Genomic DNA, 18,145 nt, shown 5'->3' on the forward strand with positions numbered 1-18,145 from the left:
CATGAGCAGTGTATCGGTTGCCTGCCCCCGCAACTTGAGTGCGCTGTGTCAATCTTCCAGAGGTTTGATGTTAGCGCGCTATGCAGGCTGAGCAAGCAAAACCGTGCAGGCCTCTTCGCGTCTGATACAGGCACAAAAAAACCCGGCACATGGCCGGGTTTTTTGATCAAGGCTGGATGACTCAGGCCTTGAAGGTCTTGCCTTCGAACTGCTCGGCAACGAAGGCCCAGTTGACCAGGTTCCAGAACGCCTCGACGTACTTCGGACGCAGGTTGCGGTAGTCGATGTAGTAGGCGTGTTCCCAGACGTCGCAGGTCAGCAGCGGGGTGTCGCCGCTGGTCAGCGGGCAGCCGGCGCCGATGGTGCTGGCCAGGGCCAGGGAACCGTCAGCTTTCTTCACCAGCCAGCCCCAGCCGGAACCGAAGGTGCCAACCGAAGTCTTGGTGAACTCTTCCTTGAACTTGTCGAAGGAACCGAAAGCGGTGTTGATGGCCTCAGCCAGGGCACCGGTAGGCTGGCCGCCGCCGTTTGGCGACAGGCAGTTCCAGTAGAAGGTGTGGTTCCAGACCTGAGCGGCGTTGTTGAAGATGCCGCCCGAAGAGCTCTTGACGATCTCTTCCAGGGTCTTGCCTTCGAATTCGGTGCCTGGGACCAGGTTGTTCAGGTTCACGACATAGGTGTTGTGGTGCTTGTCGTGGTGAAACTCCAGGGTTTCCTTGGAGATGTGCGGCTGCAGGGCATCGTGGGCGTACGGCAGCGGCGGCAATTCAAAAGCCATGGTGGATCTCCTGATTCAGGTCTAGTTCGCGGTTTGCGCAGGGCCGATCACGGGCGGCCCTATGAGCGTCGGCGAGTTTGTACTCTTTGCGACGCAAGGGGCCGATCATAGCACCAGCCCCGGCGCATAACCACGCAACAAAGATAGGGAATAGAGGTTCCAGAGCGGTTACACGATACCGACCGGTGGTGTCTGTTCAGGAAAAGATCAGTTGCGCCGCCACTGCGAACATCATCACCGCCACCATGAGGTCGAGCATGCGCCAGGTCGCCGGCCGTGCCAGCCACGGTGCCAGCCAGGCCGCGCCAATCGCCAGGGTCGAGAACCACAGCAGCGAGGCACTGGCCGCCCCGGCCACATAGGCGCCAGGCTCAGTCTGCTGGGCGCCCAGCGAACCGATCAGCAACACCGTATCGAGGTAGACGTGCGGGTTCAGCAGCGTCACCGCCAGGGCACTGAGCAGCACGGCACGGCGCGAGCGTACGCCCTGGCCCTGCTGATGCTTCAGGCTCTGGCTGGAACAGGCGCTGCGCAGCGCCTTGGCGCCGTACCAGACCAGGAACACGGCGCCGCCCCAACGCGCCACCGCCAGCAAGGTCGGGTTGTGGGCCAGCACCGTGGCCAAGCCGAATACCCCGGCAGCCACCAGGAGGGCATCGCAGACGATGCACAATGCTGCTACCGGCAAGTGGTGCTCACGGCGCAGGCTCTGGGCGAGGACGAAGGCGTTCTGTGCGCCAATGGCCATGATAAGGCCGAAGGCCACCAGCATGCCGTTGAGATAGCTTTGCCACATGGCGTGCTCTCCATAAAAGGAACCTTAAAGATGCTGGCCATTGTGGTGGCTTGCGCTGTATAAGAAAAACAAATAAAGCTGATCCGTCATTAGGAAAATCGATGTTCGACTACAAGTTGCTGGCCGCCCTGGCGGCGGTGATCGAACAGGGTGGTTTCGAGCGTGCCGCGCAAGTGCTGGGCTTGTCGCAGTCGGCCATCTCCCAGCGCATCAAGCTGCTCGAAGCGCGGGTCGGGCAGCCCGTGCTGGTACGTGCCGCGCCGCCCAGCCCAACCGAAGTCGGTCGCCAGTTGCTCAACCATGTGCAGCAGGTGCGCCTGCTTGAACGAGACTTGCAGCGCCAGGTGCCGGCGCTGGACGAGGAGGGCATGCCGGAACGCCTGCGCATTGCGCTCAACGCCGATAGCCTGGCCACCTGGTGGGCCGGTGCGGTGGGCAACTTCTGTGCGCAGCAGAACGTATTGACCGACCTGGTCGTAGAAGACCAGGAAGTGGGCCTGAAGCGCATGCGTGCTGGCGAAGTGGCGGCCTGCCTGTGTGGCAGTGAACGCCCGGTAGCCGGGGCGCGCAGCCTGCTGCTGGGGGCCATGCGCTACCGGGCATTGGCCAGCCCCGGGTTCATGGCGCGGCATTTCCCCCAAGGCTTTGTCGCCAGCCGCCTGGCCCGCACCCCGGCGATCGTGTACGGCCCGGATGATTTCCTGCAGCATCGCTATCTGGCCTCACTGGGCATCGAGGATGGTTTCCTGCACCACCTGTGCCCGTCATCCGAAGGCTTCCTGCGCATGACCGAGGCCGGGCTGGGCTGGGGGCTGGTGCCCGAATTGCAGGCCCGTGAGCAACTGGCCAACGGGCAGTTGGTGGAAATCTGCAGCGATACCCCCATCGACGTGCCGCTGTACTGGCATCATTGGCGCAATGGCGGGCAATTGCTCGCGCAACTGACCGACCACCTGCGGCACACCGCACGGCAATGGCTGGTGCCCTTGTAGCCACGGCTGGCGTCAGTTGCATCTGAAATCTGGCAAGACGGAGTCTTACATGCGAATTCTGGTCACCGGCGCGAGTGGCTTCATTGGCGGGCGCTTTGCGCGCTACGCCCTGGAGCAGGGCCTGGACGTGCGGGTCAGCGGCCGCCGCGCCGAAGGGGTCGAGCACCTGGTCAAGCGCGGCGCCCAGTTCATCCCTGGCGACCTGGGCGACCCCGAGTTGGCCCGCCGCCTGTGCCAAGGCATCGAGGCGGTGGTGCACTGCGCCGGCGCAGTGGGCAACTGGGGGCGCTACCAGGACTTCTACCAAGGCAATGTGGTCGTCACCGAAAACGTGGTCGAGGGCTGCCTGAAGGAACATGTGCGGCGCCTGGTGCACCTGTCGTCGCCTTCGATCTATTTCAATGGCCGTTCGCGCCTGGACATCCGTGAAGAGCAAGTGCCGCGCCGTTTTCACGACCATTATGGGCAAACCAAGCACCTGGCCGAGCAAAAAGTGTTCGGGGCCCAGGAGTTCGGCCTCGAAGTACTGGCGCTGCGCCCGCGCTTTGTCACCGGTGCCGGCGATGCCAGCATTTTTCCGCGGCTGATGCAGATGCAGCGCAAAGGCCGCATGGCGATCATCGGCAACGGTTTGAACAAAGTCGATTTCACCAGCGTGCACAACCTCAACGAAGCACTGCTCAGCGCGTTGTTCGCCGACGAGCGTGCGCTGGGCCAGGCCTACAACATCAGCAACGGCCAGCCGCTGCCGCTGTGGGACGTGGTCAACTACGTGATGCGCCAGATGCAACTGCCACAGGTGACCCGCTACCGCTCCTACGGCCTGGCCTATAGCCTGGCCGCGCTGAATGAGGCCGCTTGCATGTTGTGGCCGGGGCGCCCGCAACCGACCTTGTCGCGCCTGGGGATGCAGGTGATGAGCCGTGACTTCACCTTGGATATCAGCCGCGCCCGGCAGTACCTGGACTACCAGCCCAAGGTCAGCCTGTGGACGGCACTGGATGAATTCTGCGGCTGGTGGAAGCATTTGCCGCCTGCGCAGTGAGGCCGTCTGGCTGACAATGGTCATCAATGCGCCGCGCTTGCGGTTTATACTCGTGCCTCTGTGCGACTACCGCGGTTGAATGTATCCATGCGTAACCATGCTCACGATGACTACGATGATGTGCCTACCTTGCGGGCGGGCACCGTTGATGATGACGAACTGATACCGGCGCACGTGGTGCGCAGCCGGCAGAAAGCCGCCCGTGGTGCCAGCACGGGGCCGTTGTGGGCGCTGCTTTGCGCTTCGTTCATCGCGTTGGCGGGCCTGGGCTGGTGGAGCTTCCAGCAGATCTCGCTGATGGAGCAGCAACTGGTGGCGACCCAGGAGAGCTTTGCCCGCATCAGTGAAGAAGCAGCCGGGCGCTTGCAGGCGATCAGTGGCAAGGTAGAGGCCAGCGAGTCCGGTGTTAATACCAGCAGCGAGGCGCTGAAGCAGCAGTTGCGCCAGTTGCAGCAAGGCGTAGCCGGGCAGACCGGCGACCTGGGTAAGCGCCTGGAGCAGGTGCTGGCCGATACCCGTGAACAGCAGAAAGCTGTGACCGAGCTGCAAAGCCAGCTGCAGGCGCAGTTGAAGCTGGTGAATGGCGAGCTGGCCGCGTTGCGTTCAGGGCAGGTTGATGGCGGCAAGCTGGATGCCCAGTTGAAGGGCCTGAACGAGCAGGTTGCCGCGCTGAAGGCCGCGCAGGTGGATGGCGGCACGCTGGACGGGCAGCTCAAGAGCCTGGGCAGCGATGTGGCGGCGCTGAAGAAGCAGGGCAACCCGAGCGCGGCAATCCAGGGCCTGGAACAGGATATTTTGGTGTTGAAGAGCCAGATCGACAACCGCCCGGCTGCGGCAGCGTCCGGTGGTGCGTCGGTGCAGGAATTCGATGCCTTCCGTGCGCAGACGACGCGCAACCTGAATACGCTGCAGAGCCAGATTCAGAACCTGCAGCAGCAGATCAACGCCCGGCCGTAACAGAGCGCGGGAGGGCTTTGCCCTCCTTTCGCGACACAAGGCCGCTCCCACAAGTTCGGCGCTACCTTGAGGGCTGTGCTTATCCCTGTGGGAGCGGCCTTGTGTCGCGATGGGCCGCAAAGCGGCCCCGGCAATCGTGATTACAACCGCGGATAATCGATGTACCCCACCGGCCCCTTGCCATAGAAAGTCTCAGGCCGCGCCTCGTTCAATGGCGCATCCGCCGCCAGCCGCGCCGGCAGGTCGGGGTTGGCGATGAACGGCACGCCAAACGCCACTGCATCGGCCTTGCCACTGGCCAAGGCCGCATTGGCGCTGGCCTTGTCAAACCGCTCGTTGACGATGTACGGGCCGCCGAATGCCTCTTTGATCAATGGGCCGATGCTGTCATCGGCTTCCCGCTCCCGCGAGCAGATAAAGGCAATGCCTCGCTTGCCCAGCTCGCGAGCCACGTAGGTGAAGGTTTCGGCGCGGTCGGCATCACCCATGTCGTGAGCATCGGCACGCGGCGCCAGGTGCACGCCTACGCGGTTTGCGCCCCACACTTCGATGGCCGCATCGGTCACCTCCAGCAGCAGGCGTGCACGGTTTTCCAGCGACCCTCCGTAGAGGTCAGTGCGCTGGTTGGTGCTGCTTTGCAGGAACTGGTCGAGCAGGTAACCGTTGGCGCCGTGAATCTCTACACCATCGAAACCGGCAGCCTTGGCGTTTTCGGCACCGCTGCGGTAGGCCTCGACGATGTCGTTGATTTCCTCGGTTTCCAGCGCGCGCGGGGTGGGGTAGTCACTTAGCGGGCGCACCAGGCTTACATGGCCCTTGGGCTGGATTGCGCTGGGGGCCACCGGCAGCTCGCCGTTCAGGTAGCTGGGGTGGGAAATACGGCCAACGTGCCACAGCTGCAGGAAGATGCGCCCGCCGGCGGCGTGCACGGCCTTGGTGACGTTGTTCCAGCCACGCACCTGCTCATCGTTCCAGATACCGGGGGTATCCGGGTAGCCGACGCCCATGGCAGTGACCGAAGTCGCTTCGCTGAGGATCAGCCCGGCGCTGGCGCGCTGTACATAGTATTCGGCCATCAGCGCATTGGGCACGCGGCCTTCGTCGGCACGGCAGCGGGTGAGCGGGGCCATGATGATGCGGTTGGGCAGTTGCAGGTCGCCCAGGGTGATCGGATCGAAAAGCGTGGTCATAGCGGTTACCTGCCTTGTCAAAGTGTTTGGCGAAGTTGTTCGAGGAATGCCTCAATGGTGGCTTCGTTGCGTTTGAAGAAGTGCCATTGGCCAATCTTCTGGCTGCTGATGAGCCCGGCGCGCTGCAAGGTGGCCAGGTGGGCGGAGACGGTCGACTGCGACAGGCCGCAGCGTTGGTCGATCTGCCCGGCACACACACCGTTTTCGGTGCTGTGGTACTGGTCGGGGAATTGCGTTGCCGGGTCTTTCAGCCAGCTGAGGATTTCTCGCCTGACCGGATGGGCCAGCGCTTTTATGATTTCGTCGAGATCAAGAGGCATGGGTTGAGGCTCGTTGTAGCGGTATATCGCGATAGAGCGAAATGTAAATCGGCTGTTCCCGATATACAAATACCAAGAGGTTCTGAGCTGAGCGCGAATCGGTATATCGCGTTACAACGATATAAGGCAGAGCGGTGGTAGACTTCGCCCATGAACTACCTCGCACACCTGCACCTGGGCGGCCCGGCGCCGCAACAACTGCTTGGCAGCCTGTATGGCGATTTTGTCAAAGGCTCGCTGGAAGGGCGCTTCCCTCCTGCGCTGGAGGCGGCTATCCGGCTGCACCGGCATATCGACAGCTACACCGATCAGCATCCGCTGGTGCTGGCGGCACTGGCGCGCTTTCCGCGCGAGCGGCGGCGCTTTGCCGGCATCGTGCTGGATGTCTTCTTCGACCATTGCCTGGCGCGGCATTGGGGCCACTACGCCGAGCAGCCACTGGCGCAGTTTACTGGCGCGTTTTACAGGGTGCTGCTGGCGGAGCCCGAGCTGCCGGGGCGATTGGCGCGGATTGCGCCGTTCATGGCAGCGGATGACTGGCTAGGGGCTTATGGCGATTTTGCCACGCTGGAACAGGTGTTCAACGGCATTGCCCGACGCTTGTCGCGGCCTGAGGGGATGGCCGGGGTAATGGTGGAACTGGAGCGGCTGTATGAGCCGCTGCTGGCGGATTTTCGCGAGTTCTATCCCCAGTTACAGGCTTTTGCGGCGGCGCAGCGTAGGGCTGAGGACTTGTAGCGCCTGTGAGATCCAGCGCCGCCCGCGCGGCGCTCGATCTCACAGGCGCCAGCTTGCCCACGCCAGGCTCAGGCAGCCCGCGCCGGCCGCCTTGGCACTGCTTCAACTTCTTCAACCCCGAACAAAGCCAGGTGAATCGCCTGCTGTGCTTGCAACGCCAGCACCGCACGCTCCTTGCCCACGCTGCCGATAGGTGGCAGCAAGTGAATGCACACCTCGCCTCGCGGCTGGGCAAACAGGCGCATCAGGTGCGACACCAGATCATCGTCGCCAATGAACGGCGCAATCGGATCGATCTGGCCATCACGCAGATACTGGATAGCCACCGGCTGCACCGCCGCGCCCCGGTCGATGGCACCTGCCAACAGGCGGCCATGGAAGGTGCGCAAGTTGCGACCGCAGGTAGTGGTGCCTTCGGGGAAGATCAGCAGGGGGCGCGCCAGCCCCAGTTGCCCGGCGATCTGTTCGTGCAGGCGCTGGCTGTCGCCACCACCACGGCGAATGAACAGTGTGCCGGCTTTTTCCGCCAGCCAACCGGCCACCGGCCAATGACGCACTTCAGCCTTGGACAGGAACGACAGCGGCAGCAGCATGCCGAGCAGGGGGATGTCGGTCCACGAAACGTGGTTGCTGACCCACAGCATCGGCCGCTGCGGCAGTTCGCCGACTACACGCACGTTGAAGGGCAGGGCGGCGACCAGGCGTTTCATGAACAGGCAGGTCCAGCGCTGGCGGCGCTCAAGGGGAGCTTTGAAACCGAGGCGTTCGCCGAGGGCAATAAGACTGGCCATGAACATACCCAGCAACAGCACGAGCAGCAGTCGGGTCAGGCGGGCTACTACCCGCAGCTTCTGCATCAGACCGCCGCCTTGAAGTGCCGGGCGTACCGCGGGCAGAGATTATCGCGCTTGAGCAGGATGAATACGTCGGCCACCTGGAAGTCCTCGTCCCAACAAGGCTCGCCGCAAATCTTTGCGCCCAGGCGCATGTAGGCCTTGAGCAGCGGTGGCATTTCGGCGATGACGTTGCCCGGCAACGCCAGGCTTGGCAGCGGGTTCTTTGGCTCGGCCCGCAGGTGCTCGTTGCACAGGTAGCGATCACGCAGGCGCTGCATCACGGCATGGGCCTGCACGCCGCCGTCCTGCATCGGGATGCTGGCACAGCCCATCAGGTAGCTGTAGCGGCCCTCGTTGAGCACCTCGGCCAGTTCACCCCACAGCACGGCGATGGTGCCGCCGTTGCGGTAGTCGGGGGCTACGCAGGTGCGGCCCAGTTCGAGGATCGGGCCCTGCAGCTGCAACAGGCCGTGCAGGCGGAATTCTTCTTCACTGTAGAAGCGGCCCAGGCTGCTGGCGGCCTGGTGGTCGAGCAGGCGGGTGGTGGCCACCAGCTCGCCTGTGCTCAGGTCGCGTACACCAATGTGGCGGCAGTGCACGTCGTAGTCGTCCATGTCCAGGCCGTGCTCGGCACCCTTGAGCTTGGCCTTGAATTCTGCGCTGAACACTTTGAAGCGCAGGGCCTGGGCCTCTTGCAGCGCCGCGGCGCCAACCAGGCGTTCGGCTTGCAGACGGCGTTCAGTGCTGTTGTCGCCAGAATGAGCGATCCGAGTCATTACGAGTCTCCATAAGCCAGCCATGAAGGGTTGCGGCCGGTCGGCTTTGTTGTGCAAAGTCAGCCTAGGTAGACGCGGTGTCACCCCTGTGAATCTTTGGTGATGCTTGCGTGACACCCCCCAAACCTTGACCAGAAAGCCCCAGCAAGGAGCCGTCCCATGGCCTGGTTGCAACGATTGAACGACCCGCTTCGCCACGCGCCGGCGGGCACTCTGGGCGAAACCTATGCCGCGCTGCTCGAGCGCCTCGGCCCGGTTGTCCCCTTCGAACTGGCGGCACTGGGCGGGCGCGCGATGGCCACGCCGGGCCTGGCTTTTCTGGTGGGTTACCAGGCCGCCTTGCGCGTGCTGTGGCCCAGTGCACCGTCCAGCCTCGGCGCGCTGTGCGCGACCGAGCGGCGCAGCGTGCGGCCGGCGGACATGCACACGCGCCTGGACGGCTTGCGCCTGACCGGCAGCAAGGACTTCGTCACCGCCGGGCTGGAGGCGGAGTGGCTGCTGGTGGCGGCGCGCAGCGAAACCGCAGGCGCGGCGCCACAATTGAACCTGGCGGTGGTGTACCCCGGGGAGCCCGGCGTGACCCTGGAGCCATTGCCGACCTTGCCGTTGATGCCGGAGGTGGGCCATGGGCGCTTGCTGCTGGAACAGGCGGCGTGCGAGCTGCTGGCCGGTGACGGCTGGGATGCTTATGTGAAGCCGTTTCGCTCGCTGGAGGACTTGTATGTGCTCACGGCACTGACGGCCTGGTTGTATGGCGTGGGGCAGGAAAGCGCCTGGCCGCAGGCTTTACGCCTGCAACTGCTTGGGCTGCTGGCCGGGTGTGCCGAGGGTAGCCGGCAGTGTGCCGACTGCACGGATGGCCATTTGCTGTTGGGTGGTTTGTTTGCGCAGTTCCAGGCGTTGCGGGGGGCGATCGACGCAGCATTGGCGGCAGGGCCGGTGCATTGGGCGCAAATCTGGCAGCGTGACCAAGGGGTGATGGCGTTGGCCGCGGCGGCGCGCGAGCAGCGCCTGAACAAGGCTTGGGCGGCTGCGGGATTGTCATGAAGGCCTGATAGGTTTTTGTGAACCGATGATCCCGGGGGGCCGCAAGGCGGCCCCAAAATTTCGAGCTGAAACACAATGCTGAAAGGTCTGCTATTGGTTCTTTGCCTGGCCTTGGCAACCGCCGAAGCCGAGGACTGGCCTGACCCTGACTGGCAGAACGATCCTGCCCGTTTCGACTGGCAAGCCGTCGACGCCTACGCCTTCCCCCCTCGCACTGCCCCCGACCGCAGCGGCATCCGCACCGACGCGCTGCTGATCATCCGCGATGGCCGTATCCTCCACGAGCGCTACACCGCCCCCACCACTGCCGCCACCGCGCACCTGACCTGGTCGGTAAGCAAGAGCGTACTCGCCACGCTGATGGGCGTGGCCCAAGGCGAAGGGCGCTTCCAGCTGAAAGATCCGGTCACCCGTTTCTATCCCGCCATGCGCGGCCATCCCGGCATACGCATGGCCGATCTGCTGCACTGGGCCAGTGGCCTGGACTGGCAGGAAGACTACGAATACGCCCCCCTCAAGTCATCAGTGGTGGCCATGCTATACACCCGTGGCCGCGAGGACATGGCGGCCTATACGGCGGCGCGGGGTGCGGCGGCCAGCCCCGGTGAGCGTTTTCTCTATTCCAGTGGTGACAGCAACCTGCTGGCGGCTGCACTGCGCGGCATGCTCGATGCCGGGCAGTACCCCGATTACCCCTGGCACGCGCTGTTCAGCCCGTTAGGTATCGACAGCGCGGTGTGGGAGCGTGACGGGGCGGGCACCTACGTGGGCTCTTCCTATCTGTACCTCAGCGCCCGCGACCTGGCGCGAATCGGCTTGCTGATGCAGCGTGACGGGCGCTGGCAAGGCCGGCAACTGCTGCCCACGGCCTGGGTGGCCTTCAACCGAACAGCGTTTACCCATGCCGAACCTGTGCCCGGTGAGGCCAACCCTGGCGGCCACTGGTGGCTCAACCGGCCGTTGGCCGGCGGCCAACGGCCTTGGCCGAGTGCACCCGAAGACACCTACGCCGCCCTTGGCCACTGGGGCCAGGCGCTGTACGTGCTGCCCGCGCAAAAGCTGGTGATCGTGCGCTATGCCGATGACCGCGACGGCTGCTACCAGCACGACGAACTGCTCAAGCGGGTACTGGCGGCAGTGCCCCGGGAGGGCACATGAAGCGGGCCTTGTTGCTGGTGTTGCTGGGCCTTGTGTTCTGGGCCTGGCAGGAGCGTCAGGCGTTGGCTGATTTCCCCGGCATCCTCTCGGCCTACTCGGCCAAGGAATACTGCTCGTGCCGCTTCGTCATGGGCTTCGGGCAGGCCTACTGCCAAGGCTATGTAAAGCAATGGCTGCCGCTGAGCCTGCTGGAGGAAAACAGCCCGCAGCGACGAGTCACTGCCGAGGGGTTGGGGCGGCGCAATCAGGCTAGCTGGCGGGGCCCGCACGAGGGCTGCCGCTTGCTGCCATGAAGGCGGGCGGGTAAGGTTGGCGGCCTGGTTTCACGAGATCTGTCATGTTCAAGCTGCCCCGTCTGCTGCCCGCCTTGTTGCTGGCTTTGTGCCTGCCTGCCCACGCCAATTGGCACCTCGATGGCGAATCGTCGCGCCTGTCGTTCATTACCGGCAAAAACGGTGACACTGCCGAAGTGCACCGCTTTCTGGTGCTGCATGGCACGGTCGACCGCAAAGGCGTGGCGGGGCTGAGCATCGAGATGGATTCGGTGAGCAGTGGCATTGCACTGCGTGACGAGCGCATGCGTGAGGACCTGTTCGAGGTCGAGCGTTTTGCCGAAGCCAAGGTGCGGGCGCAGCTGGACCTGCGGCCGATCAACGACTTGGCCAACGGTGCCCAGATCGAACTGCGCCTGCCGCTCACCGTTACCCTGCATGGCCAGTCGCACAGCTACAACGCCCTGTTGTTGGCCACCCGCCTGGACGAGCGGCGCTTTCAGGTCGTGACACTCGAACCCCTGGTGTTGCGTGCCGAGGATTTCGGGCTGCTGCCAGGGCTGCAAACCTTGCGCAAGTTTGCCGGGCTCACGTCCATCAACCCGTCGGTGCCGGTTAGCGCGGTGCTGATTTTCACCGCCCGCTGACATGCCGGGCCCGGTCTTCCCCTGGCGGGATGGCAACCAGTTCGAACTGCTGATCGACGGCCCCGAGTTCTTTCCGCGCATGCTCGCAGCCATCGTGCGTGCCGAGTTCCAGGTTGACCTGGAGCTGTACCTGGTCGAGGCTGGCGCCTGTGCCGAGGCGGTGGTCGAGGCGCTGGAGCAGGCCGCACGGCGTGGCGTGCGGGTGCGCTGCCTGTTCGATGATTATGGCTCGCTGGCCTTCAACAGCGCCCTGCGCCAACGCTTGCTGGAGGCAGGTGTGTACCTGCGCTGGTATAACCGTCTGCGCTGGAAGCGCGGCTTGCGCAACCTGTACCGCGACCACCGCAAGCTGCTGCTGGTGGACGAACGCTGGGCGGTGGTGGGCGGCACAGGGGTTACCGACGAGTTCTGGACCCCGGGCGACGCGACCAGCGAATGGCATGAGGTGATGGTACAGATTCAGGGGCCGGTGGTAACCGACTGGCAGTTGCTGTTCGACCGCCAGTGGGGCGCCAACAACCGCCGCACCGCCTGGCGCCCTGCCGAGGGCTTCGGCCTGCCCCGTTTGCCCAAGGTGCCTGCGCAGGGCCAGGGCATGGGGCGGGTAGCTTATGCCGACGCCCGCCAGCATCAGGACATCCTGCATTCGCTGGTGCGGGCGCTGAACAGTGGCAAGCAGCGGGTATGGCTGGCCACGCCATACTTTCTGCCGACCTGGAGCGTGCGCCGTTCTTTGCGCCGTGCTGCCAGCAAGGGGCTTGACGTGCGGCTGTTGCTGACCGGCCCACGCACTGACCACCCGTCGGTCCGCTACGCCGGGCACCGCTACTACCCCCGCCTGCTGCGCGCCGGTGTGCGGATTTTCGAGTACCAACCGTGCTTCCTGCACCTGAAGATGGTTGTAGTGGACGACTGGGTCAGCGTCGGTTCGTGCAACTTCGACCACTGGAACCTGCGGTTCAACCTTGAGGCCAACATTGAGGCGCTGGACCCGCCGTTGACGGCCGCGGTGGTGGCCAGCTTCGAGCGCGACTTTGCCTTGAGCGAGGAAGTCGACCTCGACCACTGGCATGCCCGACCCCTGTGGCGCCGGGTTAAACAACGAATCTGGGGCTGGATCGACCGACTGGTAGTCAACGTGCTCGACCGCCGTGACTGACAGCGGCTATCGTGCATTGACTGTTTACGGTTAACCGAAGGAGTGGGTGCGATGACGGCGAAGAAGATTCTTATGCTGGTAGGCGACTACGTCGAGGATTACGAGGCGATGGTGCCGTTTCAGGCCTTGAGCATGGTGGGCCACACGGTGCACGCGGTGTGCCCGGAGAAACTGGCGGGGCAGACCGTGCGCACTGCCATCCATGATTTTGAGGGTGAGCAGACCTACAGCGAAAAGCCGGGGCACAACTTTGCCTTGAATTATGACTTTGTGCGGGTGCGGCCCGAGAGTTACGACGCCCTGCTGATCCCGGGTGGCCGTGCGCCGGAGTATTTGCGCCTGGATGAAAAAGTGCTGGCGCTGGTGCGGGCATTTGACCAGGCTGGCAAGCCGATTGCGGCGGTGTGCCATGGTGCCCAGCTGCTGGCGGCGGCGGGTGTGCTGGAGGGGCGCGAATGCAGCGCGTATCCGGCGTGTGCCCCGGAAGTGCGTCTGGCGGGCGGCACGTTCATCGATATCGCCGTGGACCAGGCCCATGTGGATGGCAACCTGGTGACCGCACCGGCGTGGCCAGCGCACCCGGCTTGGCTGGCGGCATTTCTGAAGGTGCTGGGCACCCGTATTGCCTGATACGGCGTCTTCGCGGGGGAACCCGGTATTCGCCATGCACGGTGAACGCCGCCACCGCGCGACTGCCGCCGGCGTTGAACGCGGCCTAGTAGGCGTTTACCCGCTCGGTAGCGGTCATGGAACAGTACCTGTCGTGTATGGAAAAGGCGGGTCGTTGCCTCGGATGATAGGGTTTCCCCTCAAGCCCGGCTTAGCCGAGCGCGTCATCCACATCGACAAAACGACCGCCAAGCATGGAAATACGCCTGTTGCACGGCGCCGCTATCGCGCCATACATCGATGACCTCGCTCGCCTGCGCCTGGCCGTAATGCGCGAATTTCCCTACCTGTACGACGGCAGCCCGGACTCTGACGTCGACTATCTGGCCAGCCATGTCCGCTCCGGGCGCAGCCTGGTCGTGCTGGCCGTGGACGACGGCCAGGTAGTCGGAGCCTCAACCGCTTTGCCGCTGATGGATGGAGCTCCTGAATTCCTTCAGCTGTTCCGGGCTCAGGGCCGCGATCCTGCGAGCGTCTATCTGTTCGGTGAGTCGTTTGTCCTGCCGCAGTACCGCGGGCAAGGCCTCGGGGTGCGTTTTTTTATCGAGCGTGAATCCTATGCGCACACACTTGCCGCGTTCGATTACTGCGTTTTCTGTGCCGTCGAGCGCCCGGGCGTGCATCCAAGGCGCCCCGCCGGTTACAAACCCTTGCAGGGTTTCTGGCGCAACCGGGGTTTTTTGCACGAGCCGTCGTTACGCACCACATGTGCCTGGCGCGACCTGGGTGAGCAGGCCACTTCCGAGAAAATCATGTCGTTCTGGATGAAGGCACTGATGGCATGAACCTGTCGTCAGGGGCCAAGGTTCAGCTTGTTTTCGCTGACATGGTATTTCAGTGCGTGGCCGCCATTGCTGACGAGGAATTCGACGTGGTACGGGTTGCCGTGTTGGTCGCGTAGCAGCCACACACTGGGCGCTTCATTGAGCGAGTTGTAATGCTTTGCGTAAAAGCGTCTGTAGTAATGATGAAGTGTCATGTGGTTAGGGCGCTGTACATAGGCTTCGCCTGAATCAGGGGAGACTGCCTCGAACGCTTCTCCCACCCCCAGGGCTGTTACTGTTGACGCTTGGCTGTAGTCGTTAGTCAGCTGGAATGAGATAAGCGCGTGGTCATGATTGTGCCGCTCATAAAATGGCGTGTTCGAGGGCGTCACCAGTGCGGTGCTCTCTACCATGACGAGTTTGGGATCGGCAAAACCAAAATAGCTGACTGTCTCTTCGACTTCGTCGTCCCAATGGCTATTGGCATTGTTCGACTTGTATTTGAAGGGCGTGCCCGGCTCAAGGTGGAACACCTTGTCGTGCGGTGGCGGTGGCGTGATGGACTCAATGACCACCGATGACACGAAGGGGCTGGTGTTGGTTATGGCGTAGGTATTCTCATCTTTCAACATTAATGCGTAGATCTGGGTGAGCGTGCCGCCAGGGCGTTGGGACGTGACGTAGAAGATGCGGCGAATGCTGTTTGCGGTTTTTTCGGTGAGCGCGCTGGGGGCGCCTCCGTAGGCGGCATGATAAACAAACCGTTTATCGCGCGCCTTGGACGCAAACAGGTCGGGGTGATCCAGCAGGCGTGGTTCGCCGTCTTCATCAATTAACACCAGCGACAGGCTATTGAGGCTCTCTTCGCTAAGGGTTTCCCCTTTACGTGGCTCCAGGGTGACAGTCACTTCCACTTGCTGCCGACCATTGGCATAAAGGCGATTGGAGCTTGAGGTGATATCCAGGCGAAAGCGGGTGAGCCATTGGTTGTCGAGCTTGAACCCTTTCATTTTGAGACACTCGTTGAGGGGGGAGTGCCCAGTTAAAGCCATTCCAATCGCTACCGGATGGTACATAAATGAATCAGTTCAGCGTTTGCCCCCTGTTGCAGCAACACTGAAACGGCGATTTTTTGCCTATGCCCTGCACAAAAAAAACACCCTGCGAAAGCGTAGCCATCGCAGGGTGTTGGTTTCAATCGCGAGCAACCGACCTTCGAGAAACGGTTACTCAAGCCTCAAGGCTGCCTCACTTAACTTCTACTGCCAGGCTTTCGGCGATCTTGCTCTGCCACAGGGCAGGGCCTGTGATGTGCACCGATTCACCATTGCTGTCTACCGCGACGGTAACCGGCATGTCCTTGACCTCGAACTCGTAGATCGCTTCCATGCCCAGCTCGGCGAAGGCCAGGACCTTGGACTTGCGGATGGCCTGGGCCACCAGGTAGGCAGCGCCGCCAACGGCCATCAGGTACACGGCCTTGTTGTCCTTGATCGCTTCGATGGCGGTCGGGCCACGCTCGGACTTGCCGATCATGCCCAGCAGGCCGGTTTGCTCGAGGATCTGGCGGGTGAACTTGTCCATGCGGGTGGCGGTGGTCGGGCCTGCAGGGCCCACCACTTCGTCACCGACCGGGTCAACCGGGCCTACGTAGTAGATGAAGCGGCCTTTCAGGTCCACCGGCAGCGCTTCGCCACGGTTGAGCATTTCGACCATGCGCTTGTGTGCGGCGTCGCGGCCGGTGAGCATTTTGCCGTTGAGCAGAATGGTCTCGCCCGGTTTCCAGCTGGCGACTTCTTCAGGGGTGATGTCGTCGAGGTTGACGCGGCGGGCACTTGGGCCGGCTTCCCAGACGATTTCCGGGTAGGCGTCCAGCGACGGCGCTTCCAGCTCGGCCGGGCCGGAGCCATCGAGCACGAAGTGGGCGTGACGGGTGGCGGCGCAGTTGGGGATCATGCACACCGGCAGCGACGCGGCGTGGGTCGGGTAGTCCATGATCTTGACGTCGAGCACGGTGGTAAGGCCACCCAGGCCCTGGGCGCCGATGCCCAGTTGGTTGACCTTCTCGAACAGCTCCAGGCGGATTTCTTCCAGGCGGTTCTGCGGGCCACGCGCTTTCAGTTCGTGGATGTCGATGGATTCCATCAACACTTCCTTGGCCATGACGGCGGCCTTCTCGGCGGTACCGCCGATGCCGATGCCGAGCATGCCAGGCGGGCACCAGCCAGCGCCCATGGTCGGGACGGTCTTCAGCACCCAGTCGACGATCGAGTCGGACGGGTTGAGCATGGCCATCTTCGACTTGTTTTCCGAACCGCCACCTTTGGCTGCCACATCGACTTCGACTTTGTCGCCAGGGACGATCGAGTAGTGGATGACTGCCGGGGTGTTGTCCTTGGTGTTCTTGCGAGCACCGGCCGGGTCGGCCAGGATAGAGGCGCGCAAGACGTTTTCGGGCAGATTGTAGGCGCGGCGCACACCTTCGTTGATCATGTCGTCGACGCTCAGGGTGGCGCCATCCCAGCGAACGTCCATACCGACGCGCACGAACACGGTGACGATCCCGGTGTCCTGGCAGATCGGGCGGTGGCCGGTGGCGCACATGCGCGAGTTGATCAGGATCTGGGCGATGGAATCGCGCGCAGCAGGCGATTCTTCACGCAGATAGGCCTCGTGCATCGCCTGGATGAAATCGACGGGGTGGTAGTACGAGATGAATTGCAGGGCGTCGGCGACGCTCTGAATCAGGTCGTCTTGCTTGATCACGGTCATGCAGCGCGCTCCTCTTAAAGACGGGAACATTCATAAAGACGCTCGACGGTGCCGACCAGCATGTCGAAACGCCTTGCAAGGCGCCGGCAGGTCAGGCCGACGGAAAAAGGCGCGGCAGTATAGCGCGCATCCGTCCCGGGCACACCTTCGGCCGGTCTGGACGATGGTCGGCAGCGGGCAGGCACTGTTCTTGCTGTCTCGGTCGAGAGATAGGATGCTTGACGGGGGCCGCAAAGCGGGCCCGGCAAAATAAAGCGCCAGGAGAGAGAGCTGACAATGCCCGAAATTTGCGTGGGCGAGCGCCGCTGGGCGGTGCCCACTGGCAGCAACTTGCTCGATGCCTTGAACGAGGCCGGCCTGAATGTGCCCTACAGCTGCCGGGCCGGCAGTTGCCATGCTTGCCTGGTGCATTGCCTGGAGGGGCAACCGGCGGATGCCTTGCCTGAGGCACTGGCGCTGGATAAGCATGCACAAGGCTGGCGCCTGGCGTGCCAGTGCCGTGTAGTGGGGGACCTGCGCGTAGCGGTATTCGACCCTCTGCAGGACGGCATCCCCGCTCGGGTGAGTGCGCTGGACTGGTACGGTGATGTGTTGCGCCTACGCGTGCGTCCAGAGCGAGCGCTGCGTTATCAAGCCGGGCAGCATGTGCTTCTGTGGAACGGTTCGATCGCCCGGCCGTATTCACTGGCAAGCCTGCCGGGCGAAGACGACTTTCTCGAATTTCATATCGACTGCCAGCGGCCTGGTTTATTTTGCGACAAGGCTCGCAGCCTTGATGTTGGCGACGTACTGCGGTTGGGTGAGCTGCGGGGTGGGGCGCTGCATTATGAGCAGGACTGGCACGCGCGGCCGCTATGGTTGCTGGCGGCGGGTACCGGCCTCGCACCGTTATTGGGCATCCTGCGCGAGGCGCTGCGCCAAGGGCATCAGGGGGATATCCGGGTCATGCACGTGGCGGCGACGGCGCAGCAGCATTACCTGACTGCGCCCCTAGCCGCGTTGGCTGTGGAACACCCGAATGTGAGCGTAGAGTTTATCGTTGCCGAGCAGCTGCAAGCTTGGCTGCAAGGCTTGCGCCTGTCGTCGCGGCACACCGTGGCCTTGGCATGCGGTGCACCGGGGAGGATCGAGGAGTTTGCGCGGCGCTTGTTCATTGCCGGGTTGCCGCGAAACCAGTTGTTTGCCGATGCTTTCGTTGACCGCGCGCCACCGTGACGCCCGCCCGTGGG

20 protein-coding genes are annotated in these 18,145 nt (G+C 63.3%); 12 read left to right on the plus strand and 8 right to left on the minus strand.

The annotated features are described in order from the left end of the window. Positions 1 to 181: 181 nt before the first annotated feature. Together AC07XM_RS00990 and AC07XM_RS00995 are read right to left on the minus strand one after the other, a co-directional pair. Positions 182 to 778 carry a superoxide dismutase gene (locus AC07XM_RS00990; RefSeq protein ID WP_016488919.1) on the minus strand — a complete coding sequence of 199 codons (597 nt, stop codon included), beginning with the start codon at positions 776 to 778 and terminating at the stop codon, positions 182 to 184. Positions 779 to 974: 196 nt separating this feature from the next. After that, positions 975 to 1,574 (minus strand): LysE/ArgO family amino acid transporter, encoded by a 600-nt coding sequence (locus AC07XM_RS00995; RefSeq protein ID WP_016488918.1) that lies wholly within the window; start codon positions 1,572 to 1,574, stop codon positions 975 to 977. Between the two features lie 101 nt (positions 1,575 to 1,675). Here AC07XM_RS00995 and AC07XM_RS01000 point away from each other — a divergent pair, with 101 nt between their 5' ends. The 3 genes from AC07XM_RS01000 (at position 1,676) to AC07XM_RS01010 (ending at position 4,568) form a co-directional block, all read left to right on the plus strand. Then, positions 1,676 to 2,566 carry a LysR family transcriptional regulator ArgP gene (locus tag AC07XM_RS01000; protein ID WP_016488917.1) on the plus strand — a complete coding sequence of 297 codons (891 nt, stop codon included), beginning with the start codon at positions 1,676 to 1,678 and terminating at the stop codon, positions 2,564 to 2,566. A gap of 49 nt (positions 2,567 to 2,615) precedes the next feature. After that, positions 2,616 to 3,611: an NAD-dependent epimerase/dehydratase family protein gene (locus AC07XM_RS01005; RefSeq protein WP_060517495.1), complete on the plus strand. Its 996-nt coding sequence runs from the start codon at positions 2,616 to 2,618 to the stop codon at positions 3,609 to 3,611. 87 nt (positions 3,612 to 3,698) lie between these two features. After that, positions 3,699 to 4,568 carry an ATPase gene (locus AC07XM_RS01010; RefSeq protein WP_102689317.1) on the plus strand — a complete coding sequence of 290 codons (870 nt, stop codon included), beginning with the start codon at positions 3,699 to 3,701 and terminating at the stop codon, positions 4,566 to 4,568. A 140-nt stretch (positions 4,569 to 4,708) separates the two neighbouring features. Here AC07XM_RS01010 and AC07XM_RS01015 read toward each other — a convergent pair whose 3' ends face one another. Then, positions 4,709 to 5,758, minus strand: coding sequence for an alkene reductase (locus tag AC07XM_RS01015; RefSeq protein WP_016488914.1), 1,050 nt, complete (start codon positions 5,756 to 5,758; stop codon positions 4,709 to 4,711). Positions 5,759 to 5,775: 17 nt separating this feature from the next. Then, positions 5,776 to 6,078 carry an ArsR/SmtB family transcription factor gene (locus AC07XM_RS01020; RefSeq protein ID WP_016488913.1) on the minus strand — a complete coding sequence of 101 codons (303 nt, stop codon included), beginning with the start codon at positions 6,076 to 6,078 and terminating at the stop codon, positions 5,776 to 5,778. 150 nt (positions 6,079 to 6,228) lie between these two features. Here AC07XM_RS01020 and AC07XM_RS01025 point away from each other — a divergent pair, with 150 nt between their 5' ends. Beyond that, the gene (locus AC07XM_RS01025) at positions 6,229 to 6,816 is read left to right on the plus strand and encodes an acyl carrier protein phosphodiesterase (RefSeq protein WP_095116029.1); all 588 of its coding nucleotides are present in this window, start codon (positions 6,229 to 6,231) and stop codon (positions 6,814 to 6,816) included. A 68-nt stretch (positions 6,817 to 6,884) separates the two neighbouring features. Here AC07XM_RS01025 and AC07XM_RS01030 read toward each other — a convergent pair whose 3' ends face one another. Next, on the minus strand, positions 6,885 to 7,673 hold the full coding sequence (locus AC07XM_RS01030) for a lysophospholipid acyltransferase family protein (protein ID WP_016488911.1): 789 nt from the start codon (positions 7,671 to 7,673) through the stop codon (positions 6,885 to 6,887). Further along, complete coding sequence (olsB, locus tag AC07XM_RS01035) at positions 7,673 to 8,428, minus strand: L-ornithine N(alpha)-acyltransferase (protein WP_016488910.1); 756 nt, start codon at positions 8,426 to 8,428, stop codon at positions 7,673 to 7,675. Before olsB ends, AC07XM_RS01030 begins: the two co-directional genes overlap by 1 nt. A 159-nt stretch (positions 8,429 to 8,587) precedes the next feature. On the opposite strand from olsB, the gene AC07XM_RS01040 reads away from it, so the two are divergent. The 7 genes from AC07XM_RS01040 to AC07XM_RS01070 all read left to right on the plus strand — a co-directional run bounded on the left by AC07XM_RS01040 (position 8,588) and on the right by AC07XM_RS01070 (position 14,165). Then, the gene (locus tag AC07XM_RS01040) at positions 8,588 to 9,475 is read left to right on the plus strand and encodes an acyl-CoA dehydrogenase middle domain-containing protein (RefSeq protein WP_095116027.1); all 888 of its coding nucleotides are present in this window, start codon (positions 8,588 to 8,590) and stop codon (positions 9,473 to 9,475) included. Between the two features lie 75 nt (positions 9,476 to 9,550). Further along, complete coding sequence (locus AC07XM_RS01045; protein ID WP_102689318.1) at positions 9,551 to 10,633, plus strand: serine hydrolase domain-containing protein; 1,083 nt, start codon at positions 9,551 to 9,553, stop codon at positions 10,631 to 10,633. Next, positions 10,630 to 10,926, plus strand: coding sequence for an amidase (locus AC07XM_RS01050; RefSeq protein WP_102689319.1), 297 nt, complete (start codon positions 10,630 to 10,632; stop codon positions 10,924 to 10,926). The genes AC07XM_RS01045 and AC07XM_RS01050 overlap by 4 nt, the downstream gene beginning before the upstream one ends. 44 nt (positions 10,927 to 10,970) lie before the next feature. Further along, positions 10,971 to 11,552, plus strand: a complete 582-nt coding sequence (locus tag AC07XM_RS01055) for a YceI family protein (RefSeq protein ID WP_016488906.1) — start codon at positions 10,971 to 10,973, stop codon at positions 11,550 to 11,552. A gap of 1 nt (position 11,553) precedes the next feature. After that, entirely contained in the window at positions 11,554 to 12,711 is a 1,158-nt protein-coding gene (locus AC07XM_RS01060) for a phospholipase D-like domain-containing protein (protein WP_016488905.1), read from the plus strand. Between the two features lie 51 nt (positions 12,712 to 12,762). Beyond that, a complete protein-coding gene (locus AC07XM_RS01065) occupies positions 12,763 to 13,341 on the plus strand; it encodes a DJ-1/PfpI family protein (RefSeq protein ID WP_016488904.1) in 579 nt (192 codons plus the stop codon). A 233-nt stretch (positions 13,342 to 13,574) separates the two neighbouring features. After that, positions 13,575 to 14,165 carry a GNAT family N-acetyltransferase gene (locus AC07XM_RS01070; protein WP_016488903.1) on the plus strand — a complete coding sequence of 197 codons (591 nt, stop codon included), beginning with the start codon at positions 13,575 to 13,577 and terminating at the stop codon, positions 14,163 to 14,165. Between the two features lie 8 nt (positions 14,166 to 14,173). Here the strand turns inward: AC07XM_RS01070 and AC07XM_RS01075 are convergent, their stop codons facing one another. Next, positions 14,174 to 15,154, minus strand: coding sequence for a hypothetical protein (locus AC07XM_RS01075; protein WP_096426714.1), 981 nt, complete (start codon positions 15,152 to 15,154; stop codon positions 14,174 to 14,176). Between the two features lie 238 nt (positions 15,155 to 15,392). Further along, positions 15,393 to 16,916 (minus strand): fumarate hydratase, encoded by a 1,524-nt coding sequence (locus AC07XM_RS01080; RefSeq protein WP_016488901.1) that lies wholly within the window; start codon positions 16,914 to 16,916, stop codon positions 15,393 to 15,395. Positions 16,917 to 17,192: 276 nt separating this feature from the next. Here AC07XM_RS01080 and AC07XM_RS01085 point away from each other — a divergent pair, with 276 nt between their 5' ends. After that, entirely contained in the window at positions 17,193 to 18,131 is a 939-nt protein-coding gene (locus AC07XM_RS01085; RefSeq protein ID WP_016488900.1) for an iron-sulfur-binding ferredoxin reductase, read from the plus strand. The last annotated feature ends 14 nt before the right edge of the window (positions 18,132 to 18,145 follow it).

The sequence above is a fragment of the Pseudomonas sp. GW460-LB5 genome (genome assembly GCF_059423245.1).